This window comes from Mesorhizobium sp. WSM4884 (assembly GCF_029625675.1).
In the GTDB taxonomy this organism is placed as follows: domain Bacteria; phylum Pseudomonadota; class Alphaproteobacteria; order Rhizobiales; family Rhizobiaceae; genus Mesorhizobium.
Map to the genome: position 1 here is coordinate 52,467 of NZ_JARTVO010000016.1, position 15,370 is coordinate 67,836.

General features: G+C 63.6%; 19 protein-coding genes. 13 read left to right on the plus strand and 6 right to left on the minus strand.

Features of this window, described 5'->3' with window-relative positions:
• The first annotated feature begins 116 nt into the window (after window positions 1-116).
• The 7 genes from P9236_RS22655 to P9236_RS22685 all read left to right on the plus strand — a co-directional run bounded on the left by P9236_RS22655 (window position 117) and on the right by P9236_RS22685 (window position 7,289).
• The gene (locus P9236_RS22655) at window positions 117-422 is read left to right on the plus strand and encodes a DUF982 domain-containing protein (protein ID WP_278076792.1); all 306 of its coding nucleotides are present in this window, start codon (window positions 117-119) and stop codon (window positions 420-422) included.
• Window positions 423-450: 28 nt separating this feature from the next.
• A complete protein-coding gene (locus P9236_RS22660) occupies window positions 451-735 on the plus strand; it encodes a DUF982 domain-containing protein (RefSeq protein WP_278076793.1) in 285 nt (94 codons plus the stop codon).
• A 338-nt stretch (window positions 736-1,073) separates the two neighbouring features.
• Window positions 1,074-2,072, plus strand: a complete 999-nt coding sequence (locus tag P9236_RS22665) for a L,D-transpeptidase (protein WP_278076794.1) — start codon at window positions 1,074-1,076, stop codon at window positions 2,070-2,072.
• 149 nt (window positions 2,073-2,221) lie between these two features.
• Window positions 2,222-4,660 carry an FAD-dependent oxidoreductase gene (locus P9236_RS22670; protein WP_278076796.1) on the plus strand — a complete coding sequence of 813 codons (2,439 nt, stop codon included), beginning with the start codon at window positions 2,222-2,224 and terminating at the stop codon, window positions 4,658-4,660.
• Window positions 4,660-5,769 (plus strand): mandelate racemase/muconate lactonizing enzyme family protein, encoded by a 1,110-nt coding sequence (locus tag P9236_RS22675; protein ID WP_278076797.1) that lies wholly within the window; start codon window positions 4,660-4,662, stop codon window positions 5,767-5,769. The genes P9236_RS22670 and P9236_RS22675 overlap by 1 nt, the downstream gene beginning before the upstream one ends.
• Window positions 5,770-5,869: 100 nt before the next feature.
• Window positions 5,870-6,193 carry a DUF2934 domain-containing protein gene (locus P9236_RS22680; protein WP_278076798.1) on the plus strand — a complete coding sequence of 108 codons (324 nt, stop codon included), beginning with the start codon at window positions 5,870-5,872 and terminating at the stop codon, window positions 6,191-6,193.
• Between the two features lie 145 nt (window positions 6,194-6,338).
• Window positions 6,339-7,289, plus strand: a complete 951-nt coding sequence (locus P9236_RS22685; protein ID WP_278076799.1) for a S1/P1 nuclease — start codon at window positions 6,339-6,341, stop codon at window positions 7,287-7,289.
• A 3-nt stretch (window positions 7,290-7,292) separates the two neighbouring features.
• On the opposite strand, the gene P9236_RS22690 is transcribed toward P9236_RS22685, so the two are convergent.
• A complete protein-coding gene (locus P9236_RS22690) occupies window positions 7,293-8,486 on the minus strand; it encodes an MFS transporter (RefSeq protein ID WP_278076801.1) in 1,194 nt (397 codons plus the stop codon).
• Window positions 8,487-8,532: 46 nt separating this feature from the next.
• On the opposite strand from P9236_RS22690, the gene P9236_RS22695 reads away from it, so the two are divergent.
• The gene (locus P9236_RS22695; RefSeq protein ID WP_278076802.1) at window positions 8,533-9,051 is read left to right on the plus strand and encodes a GNAT family N-acetyltransferase; all 519 of its coding nucleotides are present in this window, start codon (window positions 8,533-8,535) and stop codon (window positions 9,049-9,051) included.
• 41 nt (window positions 9,052-9,092) lie between these two features.
• On the opposite strand, the gene arsC is transcribed toward P9236_RS22695, so the two are convergent.
• From arsC to P9236_RS22710, 3 genes are read right to left on the minus strand one after another with little or no spacing between them, the layout of a single operon-like run.
• Window positions 9,093-9,503: an arsenate reductase (glutaredoxin) gene (arsC, locus tag P9236_RS22700; protein ID WP_278076804.1), complete on the minus strand. Its 411-nt coding sequence runs from the start codon at window positions 9,501-9,503 to the stop codon at window positions 9,093-9,095.
• Window positions 9,500-10,198 (minus strand): MIP/aquaporin family protein, encoded by a 699-nt coding sequence (locus P9236_RS22705; protein ID WP_278076805.1) that lies wholly within the window; start codon window positions 10,196-10,198, stop codon window positions 9,500-9,502. Before P9236_RS22705 ends, arsC begins: the two co-directional genes overlap by 4 nt.
• Window positions 10,195-10,545 carry a metalloregulator ArsR/SmtB family transcription factor gene (locus tag P9236_RS22710; protein ID WP_278076806.1) on the minus strand — a complete coding sequence of 117 codons (351 nt, stop codon included), beginning with the start codon at window positions 10,543-10,545 and terminating at the stop codon, window positions 10,195-10,197. The genes P9236_RS22705 and P9236_RS22710 overlap by 4 nt, the downstream gene beginning before the upstream one ends.
• 42 nt (window positions 10,546-10,587) lie before the next feature.
• On the opposite strand from P9236_RS22710, the gene P9236_RS22715 reads away from it, so the two are divergent.
• The 3 genes from P9236_RS22715 (at window position 10,588) to P9236_RS22725 (ending at window position 12,034) form a co-directional block, all read left to right on the plus strand.
• Window positions 10,588-11,115, plus strand: coding sequence for a DUF6428 family protein (locus P9236_RS22715; RefSeq protein WP_278076807.1), 528 nt, complete (start codon window positions 10,588-10,590; stop codon window positions 11,113-11,115).
• Between the two features lie 195 nt (window positions 11,116-11,310).
• Window positions 11,311-11,484: a hypothetical protein gene (locus tag P9236_RS22720; protein WP_278076809.1), complete on the plus strand. Its 174-nt coding sequence runs from the start codon at window positions 11,311-11,313 to the stop codon at window positions 11,482-11,484.
• An 82-nt stretch (window positions 11,485-11,566) separates the two neighbouring features.
• Window positions 11,567-12,034, plus strand: coding sequence for an isoprenylcysteine carboxylmethyltransferase family protein (locus P9236_RS22725; protein WP_278076810.1), 468 nt, complete (start codon window positions 11,567-11,569; stop codon window positions 12,032-12,034).
• On the opposite strand, the gene P9236_RS22730 is transcribed toward P9236_RS22725, so the two are convergent.
• A complete protein-coding gene (locus tag P9236_RS22730) occupies window positions 12,035-12,577 on the minus strand; it encodes a VOC family protein (RefSeq protein ID WP_278076811.1) in 543 nt (180 codons plus the stop codon).
• Between the two features lie 105 nt (window positions 12,578-12,682).
• The gene (locus tag P9236_RS22735; RefSeq protein ID WP_278076812.1) at window positions 12,683-12,955 is read right to left on the minus strand and encodes a PilZ domain-containing protein; all 273 of its coding nucleotides are present in this window, start codon (window positions 12,953-12,955) and stop codon (window positions 12,683-12,685) included.
• Window positions 12,956-13,241: 286 nt separating this feature from the next.
• Here P9236_RS22735 and P9236_RS22740 point away from each other — a divergent pair, with 286 nt between their 5' ends.
• Entirely contained in the window at window positions 13,242-14,090 is an 849-nt protein-coding gene (locus P9236_RS22740; RefSeq protein ID WP_278076884.1) for an aminoglycoside phosphotransferase family protein, read from the plus strand.
• 339 nt (window positions 14,091-14,429) lie between these two features.
• The gene (locus P9236_RS22745) at window positions 14,430-15,329 is read left to right on the plus strand and encodes a DUF1259 domain-containing protein (protein WP_278076813.1); all 900 of its coding nucleotides are present in this window, start codon (window positions 14,430-14,432) and stop codon (window positions 15,327-15,329) included.
• Window positions 15,330-15,370 lie beyond the last annotated feature (41 nt).

A 15,370-nucleotide genomic window follows, 5' to 3' on the forward strand; every position in this document is an offset into this window, starting at 1 on the left:
CACGCACCCCGATCTTGACCGTCCAAAACCACAATCCCATATCGCAGACGGGCGCGGACCGCTGTCGGTTCAGGCCCATCCCAAACTCAAATTGTTCGTTCGACTTGGAGGATCCTATGAACGATCGGATGTTTGACGGCCCTGTCTTCGTGAAGAGCGGGAACGGCCTCATCCAGGAAATCGCGTGCCTCGAGGACGCCCTGGAATTTCTCTACGAATGGCCCAGGAACAGACGCGGCACCATCTATGAGACGGCCTTGCGTGCCTGCCAGCGGGCATTCGACGGCAGCTATCCGCTGACAGCCGCCAGAGACGCGTTTTGCGGCTTCGCAAAGTCGGTCAAAATCCACGAGGATGTGAGCGTCACCTTGCCTTGGATGGCCGCCGGCAGGGGCAGTCGCGGCGGCGGAGTGGTTGCGTAGGTTCGTCGCGGAACGAGGCGGTTTCGCAATGTTCGCCGAACCATTCGAAAAGCCCATCCGCATCTTGGTCGGACTGGGGTTCCCGCGTCAATTGAACACCGTCGCGGACGCCTATCAATTTGTCATCGACTGGTGTGGCAACAGCCCCGAGCAGAAGGCGGCGATCCGCGCCTGCAAGGCCGCGCTGGCCGGAGACATCGATGCAGAAACGGCCAGAGGTGTCTTCGCTGCCTTTGCCCGCAGGAAGGACATCCTTATCGAGGATGGAGCAATTCCTCCCGCAACAGGAAAAGCCCGGTCGAAGCATCCTTGATGTGACTGAGGCGGCGACCGGCGCCGCCTCGTCCAACTGGCGGGTTGGCCGACTGACTCTGCAGGTCCTGGGTTACGAATGGGCAACCGACGGCATGGGCGGGGGGCGTTGGGGAGCCGTCGGTCACCAGGACAGGGGGCCATGGAATCAGAAAATGCATAGGCCCTTATATAAGCATGACAGCAATTTGCGTTCTTGGGAACTGCTTCCAGTTAAAATTCAACCGCCTATGGCCAAGAATGCACGTTCGCGATGATCTTCGCGCGAGCCGACAGGAACCGGATCAGCCGTCCCGCGTCATAGAGACAGGTATTTGGCGCGGTCCCGGAGTGACGTTGATGGTCAGGTTCCTTCCAGTCGTCGCGGTAGCGCTTGCCCTTGCATGCGGCGGGACGCAGGCGGCCAGGCTGAACCTCGACGCGGTCAATCAAGCGCAATTCAGTGACAGCGAGCCGAAAGACGTCGACCCTATGCTGGTCAAGGCGCAGATCCTTCTCGATCGCGCCCGCTTCTCCCCCGGTTTGATCGACGGCCGGCTTTCCGACAATTTTGCCAAGGCCGTCGCGGCCTTCCAGGCGGCGAACGGATTGCCCTCCGACGGCAAGCTCACGCGGGCGACATGGGACAGACTGACGGCCACTTTCGCCGGCCCGGTGCTGACAAGTTACGAGGTCACGGCCAAGGATGTGCGCGGCCCCTTCACCAGGCGTATCCCGGCGCGCATGGAGCGAATGGCGCACCTCAGACGCCTCGGCTATCGCAACGCGCGGGAGAGGCTAGCGGAGCGTTTCCACGTCAGCGAACAATTGCTGCGGATACTCAATCCCAAAACCGGCTTCAGGAAGGCCGACACGACCCTGGTGGTGCCCGATGTCGGCCGCGGCGGTCCTCCCGCGGCCATTGCAAGCGTCGAGGTCGACAAGGGCACCCGGCTGGTGCGCGTGCTCGATCCATCAGGCAGGCCGCTCGCCGTCTACCCCGCCTCGATCGGCAGCGAGGAGAAGCCGGCGCCGACCGGCGCCGCGGAAGTCAAGCGCGTGGTGCACAATCCGACCTATCGCTACGATCCGAAATTCGCCTTCAAGGGCGTCAGAACCAAGCGGCCCTTCACCATCGCCAAGGGGCCGAACAACCCGGTTGGATCGGTCTGGATCGACCTCTCGATCGAAAGCTACGGCATCCACGGCTCGCCCGATCCCGGCAAGATCGGCACGACCTACTCGCATGGCTGCATCCGGCTGACCAACTGGGACGCCGAAGACCTCGCCGCCATGGTTAAGCCAGGCACGAAGGTCGAGTTCAAGGAGGAGACCGCGCAGGACGGGCAAGCGCAGTGAGAATGCGGACCAATTGCCAGCCTGCCCAGGCGGACCGCTGCATAAGCCAAATTTATCACAATCCCTAGTTTTTCAGAACGTTACACGGCCCTGCGCCGCCTGTAGCTTCGGCAGCGCGCTTTTGAAAACGGTCTGGAATCGGTGGTTCGATGCAAGCACATGCGAGAGTGGTGATTGTCGGCGGCGGCTGCGTCGGCGCCGGCATCCTCTATGGCCTGGCAAAGCGCGGCTGGACCGACGTGGCGCTGCTCGAGCGCACCCAGCTGACGGCCGGCTCGACCTGGCACGCCGCAGGCCTGATCCCCTCCTATGCCCGCAACATCAATGTCGGGCGGATGATCAAGAAGACCATCGAGATCTATGAAGGGCTGGAGGCCGAAACCGGGCAGTCGGTCGGCTGGCACAAATGCGGCCAGTTGCGCATCGCCAATTCCAGGGACCGGCTCGACGAGTTCAAGAGCTATATGAGCGTCGCCGACGTCCAGGGCATGCGGGCGCACTTGCTGACGCCGGCCGAGGCCAGGGAGCTCTGCCAGCTGCTCCACAACGACCATATGCTCGGCGCGCTCTATCACCCCGATGACGGCCACATCGCCCCGGCCGACGTGACGCATGCCATGGCCAAAGGCGCGCGGGATCTGGGTGCCAAGGTCTACTTGAATACCGAGGTGACCGGCTTCAGCCGAACGCCCGGCGGCGAATGGCTCGTCCAGACGAGCCAGGGCGACATTACCTGCGAGCATGTGATCTGCGCCACCGGCAATTACGCGCGCCAGACCGGCGCCCTGCTCGGCCTCGACATCCCGGCGATCCCGATCCTGCACCAGTACTGGGTCACCGAGGCCGTGCCGGAGATCGTGGAGCGGAAACGGCAGGGACGTCCCGAAATGCCTATCCTGCGCGACGAAGGTTTCGAGGGCTATCTGCGCGAAGAAGGCGACGGCCTGATGTTCGGGCCCTATGAGCGCACCGCGAACCTCAAACTCTTCGCCGAGGACGGCGTTCCGGCCTGGTTCGGCGCCGATCTCGTCGAAGAAGATTTCGAGGCGGTATCGTGGAACTGGGAGCAGGCGCTGCAGTTGGTGCCGGCGCTGGGACGCGTCGGCATCAAAGCCAATGTGCGTGGCCCCTTCCAGATGACGGCGGACGAGCTGCCGCTGATGGGACCGGCCTGGGGCCTGCCCAATGTCTGGCTGGCCGAAGGCGTGCCGGGCGGCATCCTGTGGGGCGGCACGATCGGCTATTATCTGTCGGAGCGGATCGTCGAGGGCGGCAACAGCCTCGACACGTCCGATCTCGACCCGCGCCGCTTCGGCGACTACGCCAACAAGGCCTGGACGCGCGAGAAGGTCCGCGAGGCCTGGGGAACGCATGCCGAGCAGAAATATCCTGGGCAGGACATGCCCGCGGCCCGCCCGCAGAAGACCGCGCCGTCCTATGACCGGCTGACCGAGCTCGGCGCCGTTTGGGGCGTGCTCAACGGCTGGGAAATGCCCAACTGGTTCGCGCCCAAAGGCGTCGAGGCCAAGGACCAGTACAGCTGGCGCTGGACACCCAAAGGGAACTTCGTCGCCGAGGAAGTGCTGGCGGTGCGCAACGCCGTCGGCCTGGTCGAGATGACGCCGATGACCAAGTTCGAAGTGTCGGGGCCGAACGCCGACGCCTGGCTGGACAGGATCCTGGCCAATCGCCTGCCCGCGGTCGGCAAGGTGGCGTTGGCGCATCACCTCACCGCCGGCGGCGGCGTGCAGGCGGAATACATGGTTGCGCGCCTCGGCGAAGAGAGCTTCTACCTGGTCTCGACGCCGCGGGCGGAGCGCTGGAATTTCGATGATCTCTCGAGACTTCTGCCTGCCGACGGCAGCGTGTCCTTGAAGAACGTCACCAACGAGCGCGGCTGCTTCACCGTCGTCGGGCCGAACGCGCGCGACGTGCTGCAGCCGCTGACCGAGATCGATCTGTCGAACGAAAAGTTCCCATGGTTCGGCGTCAAGACCGGCAGCGTCGCCCTGGCCAGCGACGTGCGGCTGTTGCGCGTGAACTGTGAAGGCGAGCTAGGATGGGAGCTCTACCATCCGCTGCCCTACCAGCGGCAGTTGCTGGAAGCGATCCTGAAGGAAGGCGAGAAGCACGGCATCCGCCTCGTCGGGCTGCATGCGCTGGAGTCGCTCAGGCTGGAGAAATCCTACCGTGCGATGTACCGCGACATGAACCCGGAGCTCAATGCGCTGGAGAGCGGACTCGACCGCTTCATCCGCCTCGACAAGGGCGACTTCGTCGGGCGCGATGCGGTGTTGGAATACAAGGCGAGGAATGACCAGCGCCGGTCGGTGACGCTCAAGATCGAAACCGACGGCGCGAGCGCGCTCGCCTCCGAGGGTCTGTACATCGATGGCGCGCTGGTCGGGCGCATCACGTCGGGCGGATACGGCTATGCGCTCGGGCATGACGTGGCGCTGGCCCTCTTGCCGGAGCGTTTTTCCAAACCCGGCACGAAGCTCGACGTCGCGATCCTGGGGGAACGGAAGATCGCCGAGGTGATCGCGGATTCGCCTTACGATCCGACGTCGGCCAGGGCGCGGATGTGATGCGCATCGACCGGATCAACATCTATACGGCGCAGCTGCCGGTCAAAGGCGGCGCCTACCGGATGGCCAGCGCCGATGTCGAGGCGCTGGACTCGACGCTGGTCGAGATCGTGACGGATGACGGGCTGGTCGGTTGGGGCGAGACCTGCCCGATCGGCCCGGTCTACCAGCCGCACCATGCGCTGGGCGCCCGCGCCGCGATCGCCGAAATCGCTCCGGGGCTGATCGGCGCGGAAATCGCCTCGATCAGGCTGCTGGCCAAACAGATGGACGAGCAGCTCAACGGGCACGGCTATGCCAAGGCCGCCTTCGACATGGCCTTTCTCGACCTGCTTGGCCAGAAGCTCGGCGTGCCGGTCTCGACGCTGCTCGGCGGTGCGCTCACCGACCGCGTACCGGCCTATTACTCGCTGATCGTCGGTCCTCCGGAGGAGACGGCCAGGATAGCGGCCGACAAGGTGAAGGCCGGCTATCCGCGCCTGCAGGTCAAGATCGGCGGGCGCGACCTGGAAGAGGACGTCGCCGTCGTCCACAAGGTCTGGGAAGCGGTCGGCTACAAGGCGCGGCTGGCGGTCGACGGCAACAGGGGCCTGACGGTCGCGGCCGCCATGCATCTCGACCGGCTCTGTCAGGTTATCCCCTTCGTGTTCGAGCAGCCCTGCAACACCATGGACGAGATCGCGACGCTCAAAGGTCGCATCACGCATCCGGTCTATCTCGACGAAAGCACCGAGGACCAAAACGCGGTGCTGCGGGCAATCTCGCTCGGTATCGCGGACGGCTTCGGCTTCAAGGTGACGCGCCTCGGCGGGCTAACCAAGATGACGACGGTGCGCGACCTGTGCGCCATCCGCTCGCTGCCGCACAGCTGCGACGATGCCTGGGGCGGCGACATCATCGCGGCGGCCTGCGTGCATCTCGCGGCGACTGTGGAGCCGCGCCGAATGGAAGGCGCCTGGATCGCACAGGAGTACATCAAGGGGCATTTCGACGCGAAAAACCCGGTCGTCATCCGCGACGGGCACATCGCCGTGCCGCAACGGCCGGGACTGGGCGTGAAACCGGAACCCGGCATGTTCGGCAAGCCGGTGGCGATATACGGGTCCTGACCGATACGCCACCAACCCGCCGGCCAGCCGATCACTTCTCGAATACCGCGGATCGTTCCGCCTCGCCCTGCGTTGAGGACGACGCACGGAGGAAACAGCGATGGACGACGATCGGATCGAGAAGATCAGGCAGCGCGCCTACGAGATCTGGCAGCGCGAAGGCGGCATCCATGGCGACCACGAGCGGCACTGGCATCAGGCCGAGATGGAGATCGACCGCGAGGCCGCCCTGCCGCTCACGGCGGACGATGCGCTGCCCGAAACGCGCGAGGTCGACAGCGCGGATGTGCTGACGGTCGAGTCGCTTGCGATGCGTACCGGAATCAGCAGCGGAGAGGCGCAGGAATTGCTCGACAGGCTGGGCAACGACCGCGCCGCGATCGAACAGGCGGCGCGGGCCATCCAGGCGCGGAAAGGGCTATAAAGCCCGTCGCGATCTTTCAGATCCGCTGCATACGCTTGATCTCGCGCATGTCTTCGCACGAGAGCGTCGTTTGGAAAACCGCTTGTTTGTGACACGCGCCTCGATTGTACTTTCCAGAACGGAACCTTGTTGAGGAGGCAAGGCGATGAACTGGAAGACGGCGGCGGTTTGCTGGGCCACGGCAATGTCGTTGAGCGTGACGATGTGCGGCCAGGCGCTGGCCTGGGGCCAGGAAGGCCATGCGGTGATCGCCGAGATCGCGCAGCACAGGCTGAGCCCGGGCGCCTATGACGTGGTCGAACAGCTCTTGCGTTCGCATCTCAAGCTCAAGCCGCCGGCGACCGTCTCGCTGGCCTCGGTCGCGAGCTGGGCCGACGATTATCGCGCCGAGAACCACAAGGAGACGTCGAACTGGCATTTCGTCGACATCCCGCTGGCGTCGAAGCCGGGCGACGCGAGCGCCGGCACCACAGCCTACTACCCGGCGCGCGACTGCAAGGACGATGCGACGTTCGGCACCTGCCTGATGAAGGCGCTGCCGGCGCAGGAGAAGATCCTCGCCGATCCGAAGAAGAGCGACGAGGAGCGCGGGAAGGCGCTCGCCTTCGTCATCCATCTGGTCGGCGACCTGTCGCAGCCGCTGCATTGCGTCGAGCGGCTGGACAGCGACCAGGGCGACCAGGGCGGCAATACGCTGACGGTGACCTTCAACGTCTCGCGGCCGAAGCCGGACGGCTCTACCTATCGCGACCTCACCACCCTCCACGCGGTGTGGGATTCGAGCCTGATTCTGTTCAAATACTATGACTGGGGCAAGGTTTCGCTCGACCTCGAGACCGATGTCATCCCAAATCTCGCGCCGATGCCGGCAGCCGACCAGACGCCGGAGAAATGGCTGGCAGCGTGCCATGGAATTGCCGAGGACGCCTATCGCGCGCTGCCCAAGGGCACGTCGATCAAGTCGGACAACCCGCATGCGGTGATCCTCGACCAGGCCTATTTCGACAAATTCTCGCCGGTCGCCATCCAGCAGCTCGCGCTCGGCGGCCTGCATTTGGCTGCCGTGCTCAACGAGACGCTGGCGGTGGACAAATAGGGGTCACCGACGCACGACGGATACCAGCCGGGCGCAAAGCCCGACATTGATCAGCGCGGCGATCGCGAGGACTTTCAGGAGCAGCGTCCCGCCGCCCGCGCCCAAGAGGAGAGCCCCGACTGAGGGCGCCGCCGCCTGGACGATAAGACTGGGCGTTGCGAGCCTGCCCATGAGCGCCGCGTATTGTTGCGGGTCGAACAGCACCAGCGGCAGGGCACCGCGAGCGATCGTATGGATGCCATTGCCGGCGCCATAGAGGATCAGCGCCAGCGCGATGAAGGTCTGGCTTGTAAAGAGCAACCAGACCCCGGCGGCCAGCAGCGATACCGATGTCAGCATCGTCCAGATCGGATGGTGCCGATTGCGGCCGATCAGCATTTCGGCCACGCGCGCGCCGACCTGAGACGGGCCGACCAGGGCGCCCAGGCCGACGGCGACCGCCAGGCTGACGCCGCGCAGCTGCAGGAGGGTGAGGAGGTGGACGGAGAGCATCGACGCGATCAGCGCCGATACCGTCTGGATCGAGGCAAGGAGGATGAAGCGTGTCCTCGCCCGGCCCGCGGCATGCGCCTGTCCGCCCTCGCTTCTTGCCGGCGCGGGTGCCACAGCCGGTGGCGGCGGGATCACCAAGAGGTGAAGCGGAAGGCAGATCAAAAGATGGATCGCGGCATAGCAGAGGCAGGCGATGCGCCAGCCTTCATGCTCGACGAGGAAGGCGCTGAGCGGCCAGCAAACAGTGCTGGCAAAGCCGCCGAAAAGCGTCAGGTTGGTGATCGCGCCACGCGCCCCTTGTCCATAGAGGCGGCCGAGCGTGGCGAAGCCGGCATCGTAAAGGCCGCTCGACATGCCTAATCCCATAAGCAGCCAGGCAAGCAGGTAGAGCGGATAGGCGTTGGCCGCCGCCATCAGCAGGTGAGCGGCGGCCAAAAGCATCGAGCTCGCGGCGAGCACCGGCCGGCCGCCATGGCGCTGGATCAGCCGCCCGGTGACGGACGATACCAGTCCGGCCAACAAGAGCCCGCAGGAGAGTCCGGCAACGACCGAGGCCAGCGACCAGCCGGTATCGGCGGCGATCGGCGCGGCGAGCACGGCGGGCAGATAGTAGGACGATCCCCAGGCGAGGATCTGCGTGATGCCGAGCGCCGAGACGAGGACGAGGCGGCTGCGGCCGGCCGGCGCTGCGACTTCCGCCTTCACGAAACGCTCAAAGCCCATTAATTGTCGTGCCTAAAAGGGGCAGCGCATGCGCATCGCGGTGATCGACGAGACCGAGGCAACGGCTCAACTCGGCGCTCTTGCCGAGATCTTGATGCAGACCATCGAGGACGGCGCGCTGGTCGGCTTCGTACTGCCGTTCGGCGCCGAGCAGGCGCAGGCTTATTGGCAGGGTCTCTTCGGCTCCCTGGCGGATGGGGACCGCCTGCTCATCTGCGCCTATGTCGATGACAAGCTGGTCGGCACCGTCCAGCTCTATCTGTCGCCGGAACCGAACGCCCTGCACCGGGCGGAAGTCTACAAGCTTCTCGTGCACCGGGGCTTCCAGCGGCAAGGGATCGGTTCGGCGCTGATGGCATTCATCGAAGACGAGGCAAGGAAGAGAAAGCGCTCCCTGCTCCTTCTCGACACCGCCGAGGGCGGAGCAAGCGAGCGGCTCTATCGGCGCATGAACTGGCGGGAAGTCGGTGTCGTGCCGCATCACTTCGTCGATCCGTTCGGCAAACCACGAGCCTCGATCTACTTCATGAAGCATCTGCAGCCCTAGGTTTGTTTTCATGCACGTCGTCTTCCCAAGGGCGACATGCATTAGGCCGGAGGCATATAGGCGACCTTCTCGCCATCTTCCTTGACGAATTCGCGCACGGGATTGTCGAGCAGCGAAAGCACCGCCTCCGACGGCCGGCAGAGCCTTGTGCCCTTGGGCGTCTCGACGATCGGCCGGTTGATAAGGATCGGGTGGGCCAGCATGAAATCGATCAATTGGTCGTCGCTCCATTTCGGATCGGCGAGGCCAAGTTCCGCATAAGGCGTTCCCTTCTCCCTCAGCAGCTCGCGCGGGGTGATCCCCATCGCCGAGATCAGGTCCAGCAACCGCTCGCGGCTCGGCGGCGTCTTCAGATATTCGATCACCACCGGCTCCTCGCCGCTGGCGCGAATCATGGCGAGCGTGTTGCGCGAGGTGCCGCAGGCGGGATTGTGATAGATCGTGACCGTCATGGTTTGGCTTTCAGTGGTTCGGATTGCTGAACGGTTTCAGGCCTCAGCAGCCAGCCCATCAGCGCCGACGCGATCAAGGCGCCGAGCAGCTCGGCAACGATGAAGCCCGGCAGATCGGCCGGCCTGATGCCGGAAAAGGTGTCGGTGAGCGAGCGCGCCAGCGCGACCGCCGGATTGGCGAAAGAAGTGGAGGCGGTGAACCAATAGGCGGCGGTGATGTAGAGGCCGACCAGCCATGGTACGGCGCGTTGCTCGAACCGGAGGCCTGAGAGAATGACCGCGACCAGCCCGAAGGTAGCGACCGCTTCGGAGAACCACTGCGCGGGTCCGGCACGGAGCTTCGTCGCGACTTCCAGAACCGGCAGGGAAAACATGAGATGCGCCGCGACGGTGCCGGCAATGCCGCCGACGACCTGCGCGGCCAGGTAGGCGGCGAAATCGCGGGCCGGCAGCGACCGGTTGAGGCAGAACACCAGCGAGACGGCCGGATTGAAATGCGCGCCGGAGATCGGCCCGAGAATGGTGATCAAGACCACCAGCATGGCGCCGGTCGCGAGCGTGTTGCCGAGCAGCGCCAGCGCCACATCATGCGTCAGCGTCTCGGCCATGATGCCGGAGCCGACCACGGTCGCGACCAGAAGACCGGTGCCCAGCGCTTCGGCGACAACCCGGCGACGAAGGTCGAAGGATGTCATTGCCGGGTCCCCTCCTCCGGCAGGCAGCAAGGCGCGGCAAGCGCCGGCGCGCAGATTTCCGGCCGGCCGGAGCAGCAATCCTCCATCAGGAAGCGGATCAGGCTGGACAGCGCATCGTATTCCGCGCTGTAGACGATCGAGCGCGCGTCACGTCGCGCGCTCACCAGGCCGGCGCGCTCCAGCTCCTTGAGATGGAAGCTGACATTGGACGGCGAAACCGCGACCTGTTCGGCGAGCGAGCCGGCGGCGATGCCTTCCGGCCCTGCGACGACCAGCAATCGCAGCAGCTGCAGCCGGGTCTCCTGCGACAGCGCGCCAAAGGCGGTCAGGGCTTGACGTTCATCCATATTTCAATAATCCTTGAAATGTTGAAATGAGGAATAGCCGACATGCTCTCTCCTGACAACCGTAAAATAGCCCCTGCCCTCGCCATGGACCCATCGGATCTCACCATCGGCGATCTGCTCGACGCGCTGGCCGACCACAAGGAAAAACCGCTGGTGTTCCGCTATGACGGCCGGCCGGTAAAGTCGGGCTATCACGTGACCGAGGTCAAGGCGGGACAGTTCTCGGCGCTGGATTGCGGCGCCAATCCGGAAGCCTGGTCGGAGATTTTCGTGCAGCTGTGGGACGTCGACGAAGGTGGGCCGGTCCATATGGCGGCCGGCAAGTTTACCGCGATCATCCGCAAGGTGGCAGACCATGTGGCCCTCGACCCGTCGGCCAAGTTGACCTTCGAAATCAGCGACGGCATCCGGCCGATGGAACTTCACCGAGCGGCCCAACCGGCATTGGTTGGCGATACCGTCGAGGTCGAGCTGTCACCACGGCCGGCAAGCTGCAAGCCGCGCGACCGCTGGCTGGAAGAACAGAAAGCCGCCAGCGCGTCGTGCTGCGGCGCAAGCGCCTGTTGTTAGCGGCGCGTACCGCGTGCAGCCGGCATGTGCCTGCAAAGCGCCCGCGCCATCCAAAAATCCAGTTGGCGAAGCCGACATCGGCTGACACGGATACAACCTAAGCCCGCTTGAACGGGTAAGCGGTTTGCGCGATTGTCGTTCGTCCCCCGTCAACATAGGTGAACGATGAATAGCAGGGACAAGGCGCCCCCTTTCGTGCCGACCGAAATCCATGTCGGCACAGTCAAGGACGAGAAGGGGCACATAGGCATCCTCTCGATCCGGACAACGGATGGCCTGTTGGACATTGCGTTGGATCTGCAAGCCGCCGAGGCCATCGAAAAAGCCATCGGCTCCATACGATCCAAGCTGGAGACGGCTGACAGCTAGAAAAAAAGCCCGGTCGAAACCGGAAGCTTCTTGAACCTCCGACGAAGCTCCAAATTTAGGGTTCGGACCAGCGGAGATGGCCATGAACGGCGAGAAGGACAATCCCGGCGTCGCGGTGTTCCCGCCGCTGCTTTTCCTCGTGGCGGTGATCCTGATGCTTGTGCTGCGCTATGTCTGGCCGCTCGCGATCGGCGGCAGGCCGCTGACCATGGCGCTGGGCATCGTGCTGGCGGCCCTGGCGATCGCCATCATCGCCTGGGGGCGCATGACGATGCGGCACGGCGGCACCAATATCGATCCGACGAAACCGACGCTGGCGATCGTCACCGGCGGCCCGTTCGGCTTCAGCCGCAACCCGCTCTATGTCGGCCTGATGGGCCTGCTCCTGGGGATCGGTCTCATCTTCGACACATGGTGGGGCGTGCTTGCTCTCGTTCCGGTGTTCCTCATCCTGCATTCCGGAGTGGTGCTGCGCGAGGAAGCCTATCTGGAGCGCAAGTTCGGCGAGGCCTACCGCACCTACAAGGCGAGCGTGCGCCGCTATTTTTGATCAGGCCACGGGCGGAGGCGCGGGATACCACTCCTCGGGCTGCGGAAACACAAACCCAGTGGGCACACGGTAGATTTCGACGGTGATCCGCAAATCGTCCCCGGCCGAAAAATAGTGGAAGTCGATGCCGTTGAATATGGTGCCGGCCTGCACCGCCGCATAGCCGCGCTCCTCGAACTGCCGGACGCGCTCCTCGTAGTCGATCCCGTTGCAGTTGAAGGCGAGATGCTGGATGCCCTCGCCGTGCCGATCCAGGAACTCCGCGTAGATCGACTGTCCGTTGACCGGCTCGATGATCTCCCAGTTCATATTCTGGCTGTTGGCGAGGCAAACCTTGACCGAGAAATCAGCCGGCCGGCCGCGATAGGTAGCCTTGAGGTTCGAGGCGTCGACCGTCCGGATCGTCCAGGGGCCGATTCCGAGCCTGACAAAACCCTCCATCATGCGACGGCAGTCGCGTGTGACGAAGCAGACCTGAACCAGATTGCCGAGAAATCCGTTGGACAGCTCCGTGGCTCCGAGCACTTCGGGCAAGACGTTCATGATCCTCTCCAGCCGGCGATGCGACGATATCCGACTGCACCCGGGCGGACAAAGATTGAATCAGCAACAGCTTGACCGACCGACGCAGATCAGGCGTTGAGGCCGTCAGCCCTTCATCGAATTGCTGTAGACCTGCACGCCGACGCGCTCGTTGCGCCGCCAGCGCACAACGGCGCGATAGACGGCATCGTCGTCGGGAACAATGAGCGTGAAACGGTCCGGCAGCTCCACCTGCGCGCCGACGCGCAGCTCGGCGCCATGCTCATGCTGGTTGCGGATGGAGCACCTGATACTGGCGTCGCCGGTGACGATGGTCGCCTCCTTCAGCACGAACTCTCGCGCATAAAGGCGGCGCTCGACATGGGGAAAGGTGGCCATGGTATACTTGTCCCGAACTTCCTCGGCGGGGTTCAGCCTCCCCTGCCGCAACGTAGAACCATAGCAGCGAGGCGTTTCCGTTCCGTTAGCGTTTTCTAATCGCGGCTTGCCGCCGGTCTCATTTCCGAACACATACCGGCGCCAATATTCGGCAGATTGGCTGTCCCGCGGACGCTGCGCATTTCGGGCGACATGAATTAGACCCAACATTTGATACTGGCATGGAAACATCAGCAGCATGATGCACAGCGATCAGGTTCATATCGATGCAGACATCGTTCGCGATATGATCTCCGACCAATTCCCGCAATATCGCCATCAGCGGGTCGAGCCGCTCGGCGCGATCGGGACCGTCAATGCGATCTTCCGGATTGGATCGAGCGTGGCGGCGAGATTTCCCCTGCGCTTCGCGGACCCGATCGAGTGCGTCAACATACTGAACAGCGAGGCCGCAGCCATGGCCGAATTTGCACGGCATTCCCCGTTTGCCGCTCCTCGACCGCTCGGTATTGGCAGACCCGGCCCGCGCTACCCGATGCCGTGGGCGCTGCAGAGCTGGATAGACGGTGATGCCGCCACGCCGGACGGGCTTGCAAATTCGGCGACCTTCGCGCTCGACATTGCCAGGCTTATCGCTTCATTGCGCGCGGCGGACACCAGGGGCCGCCGCTTCGATCGGCGGGGAAGGGGCGGACATCTTCCCGACCATGACGACTGGATGTCGATCTGCTTCAGGAACAGCGAGGATATCCTCGACGTGCCGCGGCTCCGCCGCAAGTGGGCCGATCTGCGCGAATTGCCGCCGTCCGGCCCCGATGTCATGAACCACGGGGATCTCATTCCGGCCAACCTCCTCGTGCGAGGGGAACGCCTTGTCGGCGTGCTCGACTGCGGCAGCTTCGGACCGGCCGACCCTGCGCTGGACCTCGTCGCCGCATGGCATCTTCTTGATCGCGACCGGCGCGAGACGGTGCGCATTCATCTTCGATCAAGCACCATCGAGTGGAAACGCGGAGCGGCGTGGGCGTTCCAGCAAGCGATGGGCTTGGTATGGTATTATCAAAATACCAACCCGGCCATGAGCGCGCTCGGCCGCAGCACGCTCCGTCGCATCCTCGACGATCCGGAAATCTGAACCCGATTTCGAATAACCGCTACCACCCAGGCGCAATCAAACCGCGGCCCAAGGTGCGTTGCATTCGGGTAGCTGCAGGCAATGCGCCTTATGCTCAGGCACGCCTCCCAAAAGTGGGAACCCGTTTCGGGACAAAGACAGGCGTAAAATCAAAAACCTAAGGCGCATGGAACGAATTTGAAAGATCGCCACGGGCTTTAGGCATCGTGCCGAATGGCGAGAAGCACAGCCGGCAGCGTAACCGCGGAGTGCGTATCACAATTGCGCGAGAACGTTGGCAATTGTGGAACCGCGGGCGTTTTCCATTTGGGCACCTGGGGCTGAGCACAGGAGCAAATCATGCATGGAAAAATCATAGCTGCGTTCGCGTTTGCAGCCTGCCTCGGAATTACCCAGCCTTCCCTTGCTGCACCTGACTGGAAAGCGGTAGCGCGGGCGCTGGGGAAATCCGGCACAGAGGCATCGGGTGGCGTCTATCGGGTCGGACTGCCTCGTTCGGATCTGAAGGTTACGCTCGACGGAGTGGAGCTCAAACCGGCCTTGGCGCTCGGCTCGTGGCTCGCATTCAAGCCCATGGGCGATCACGATGCCATGGTGATGGGTGATCTCGTGTTGACCGAATCCGAGATCAGCCCGGTGATGACGAAACTGATCGAAAGCGGCATCGAGGTCACGGCGCTCCACAATCACCTGCGGAGGGCTCAGCCGGAGACGATGTACATGCATGTCCTGGGGCATGGCGATCCGGAAAAGTTGGCCACAGCGCTGCATTCGGCGCTGCAGCAGAGTGCGACGCCGCTTTCGGACACACCGGCGAGTGCCACCGCTGCTTCGAAGGCGATTGATCTCGATACGTCGACCATCGACCAGGCGCTTGGCCGCAAGGGCAAGGTCAATGGCGGTGTCTATCAGGTCAGCATCCCGCGTGCGGAGTCCATCAAGGATGACGGTATGGAAGTGCCTGACGCAATGGGCTCTGCGATCGCCATCAACTTTCAGCCGACCGGGAGTGGCAAGGCGGCGATCACCGGCGATTTCGTTCTGATCGCTTCCGAAGTGAATCCGGTGCTAAGAGCCTTGCGGGAAAGTGGAATAGAGGTGACGGCCGTGCACAACCATATGCTCGACGACCAACCCCGGCTGTTCTTCATGCATTTCTGGGCGAATGACGACGTTGGGAAGTTGGCCAAAGGGCTGAAGCTGGCGCTCGATCAAGTGCACCTCAAGACGGGTAGCTGATCTTTGGCACAGTCCCTTCGAAATTCCGAAGGCAACCGCGT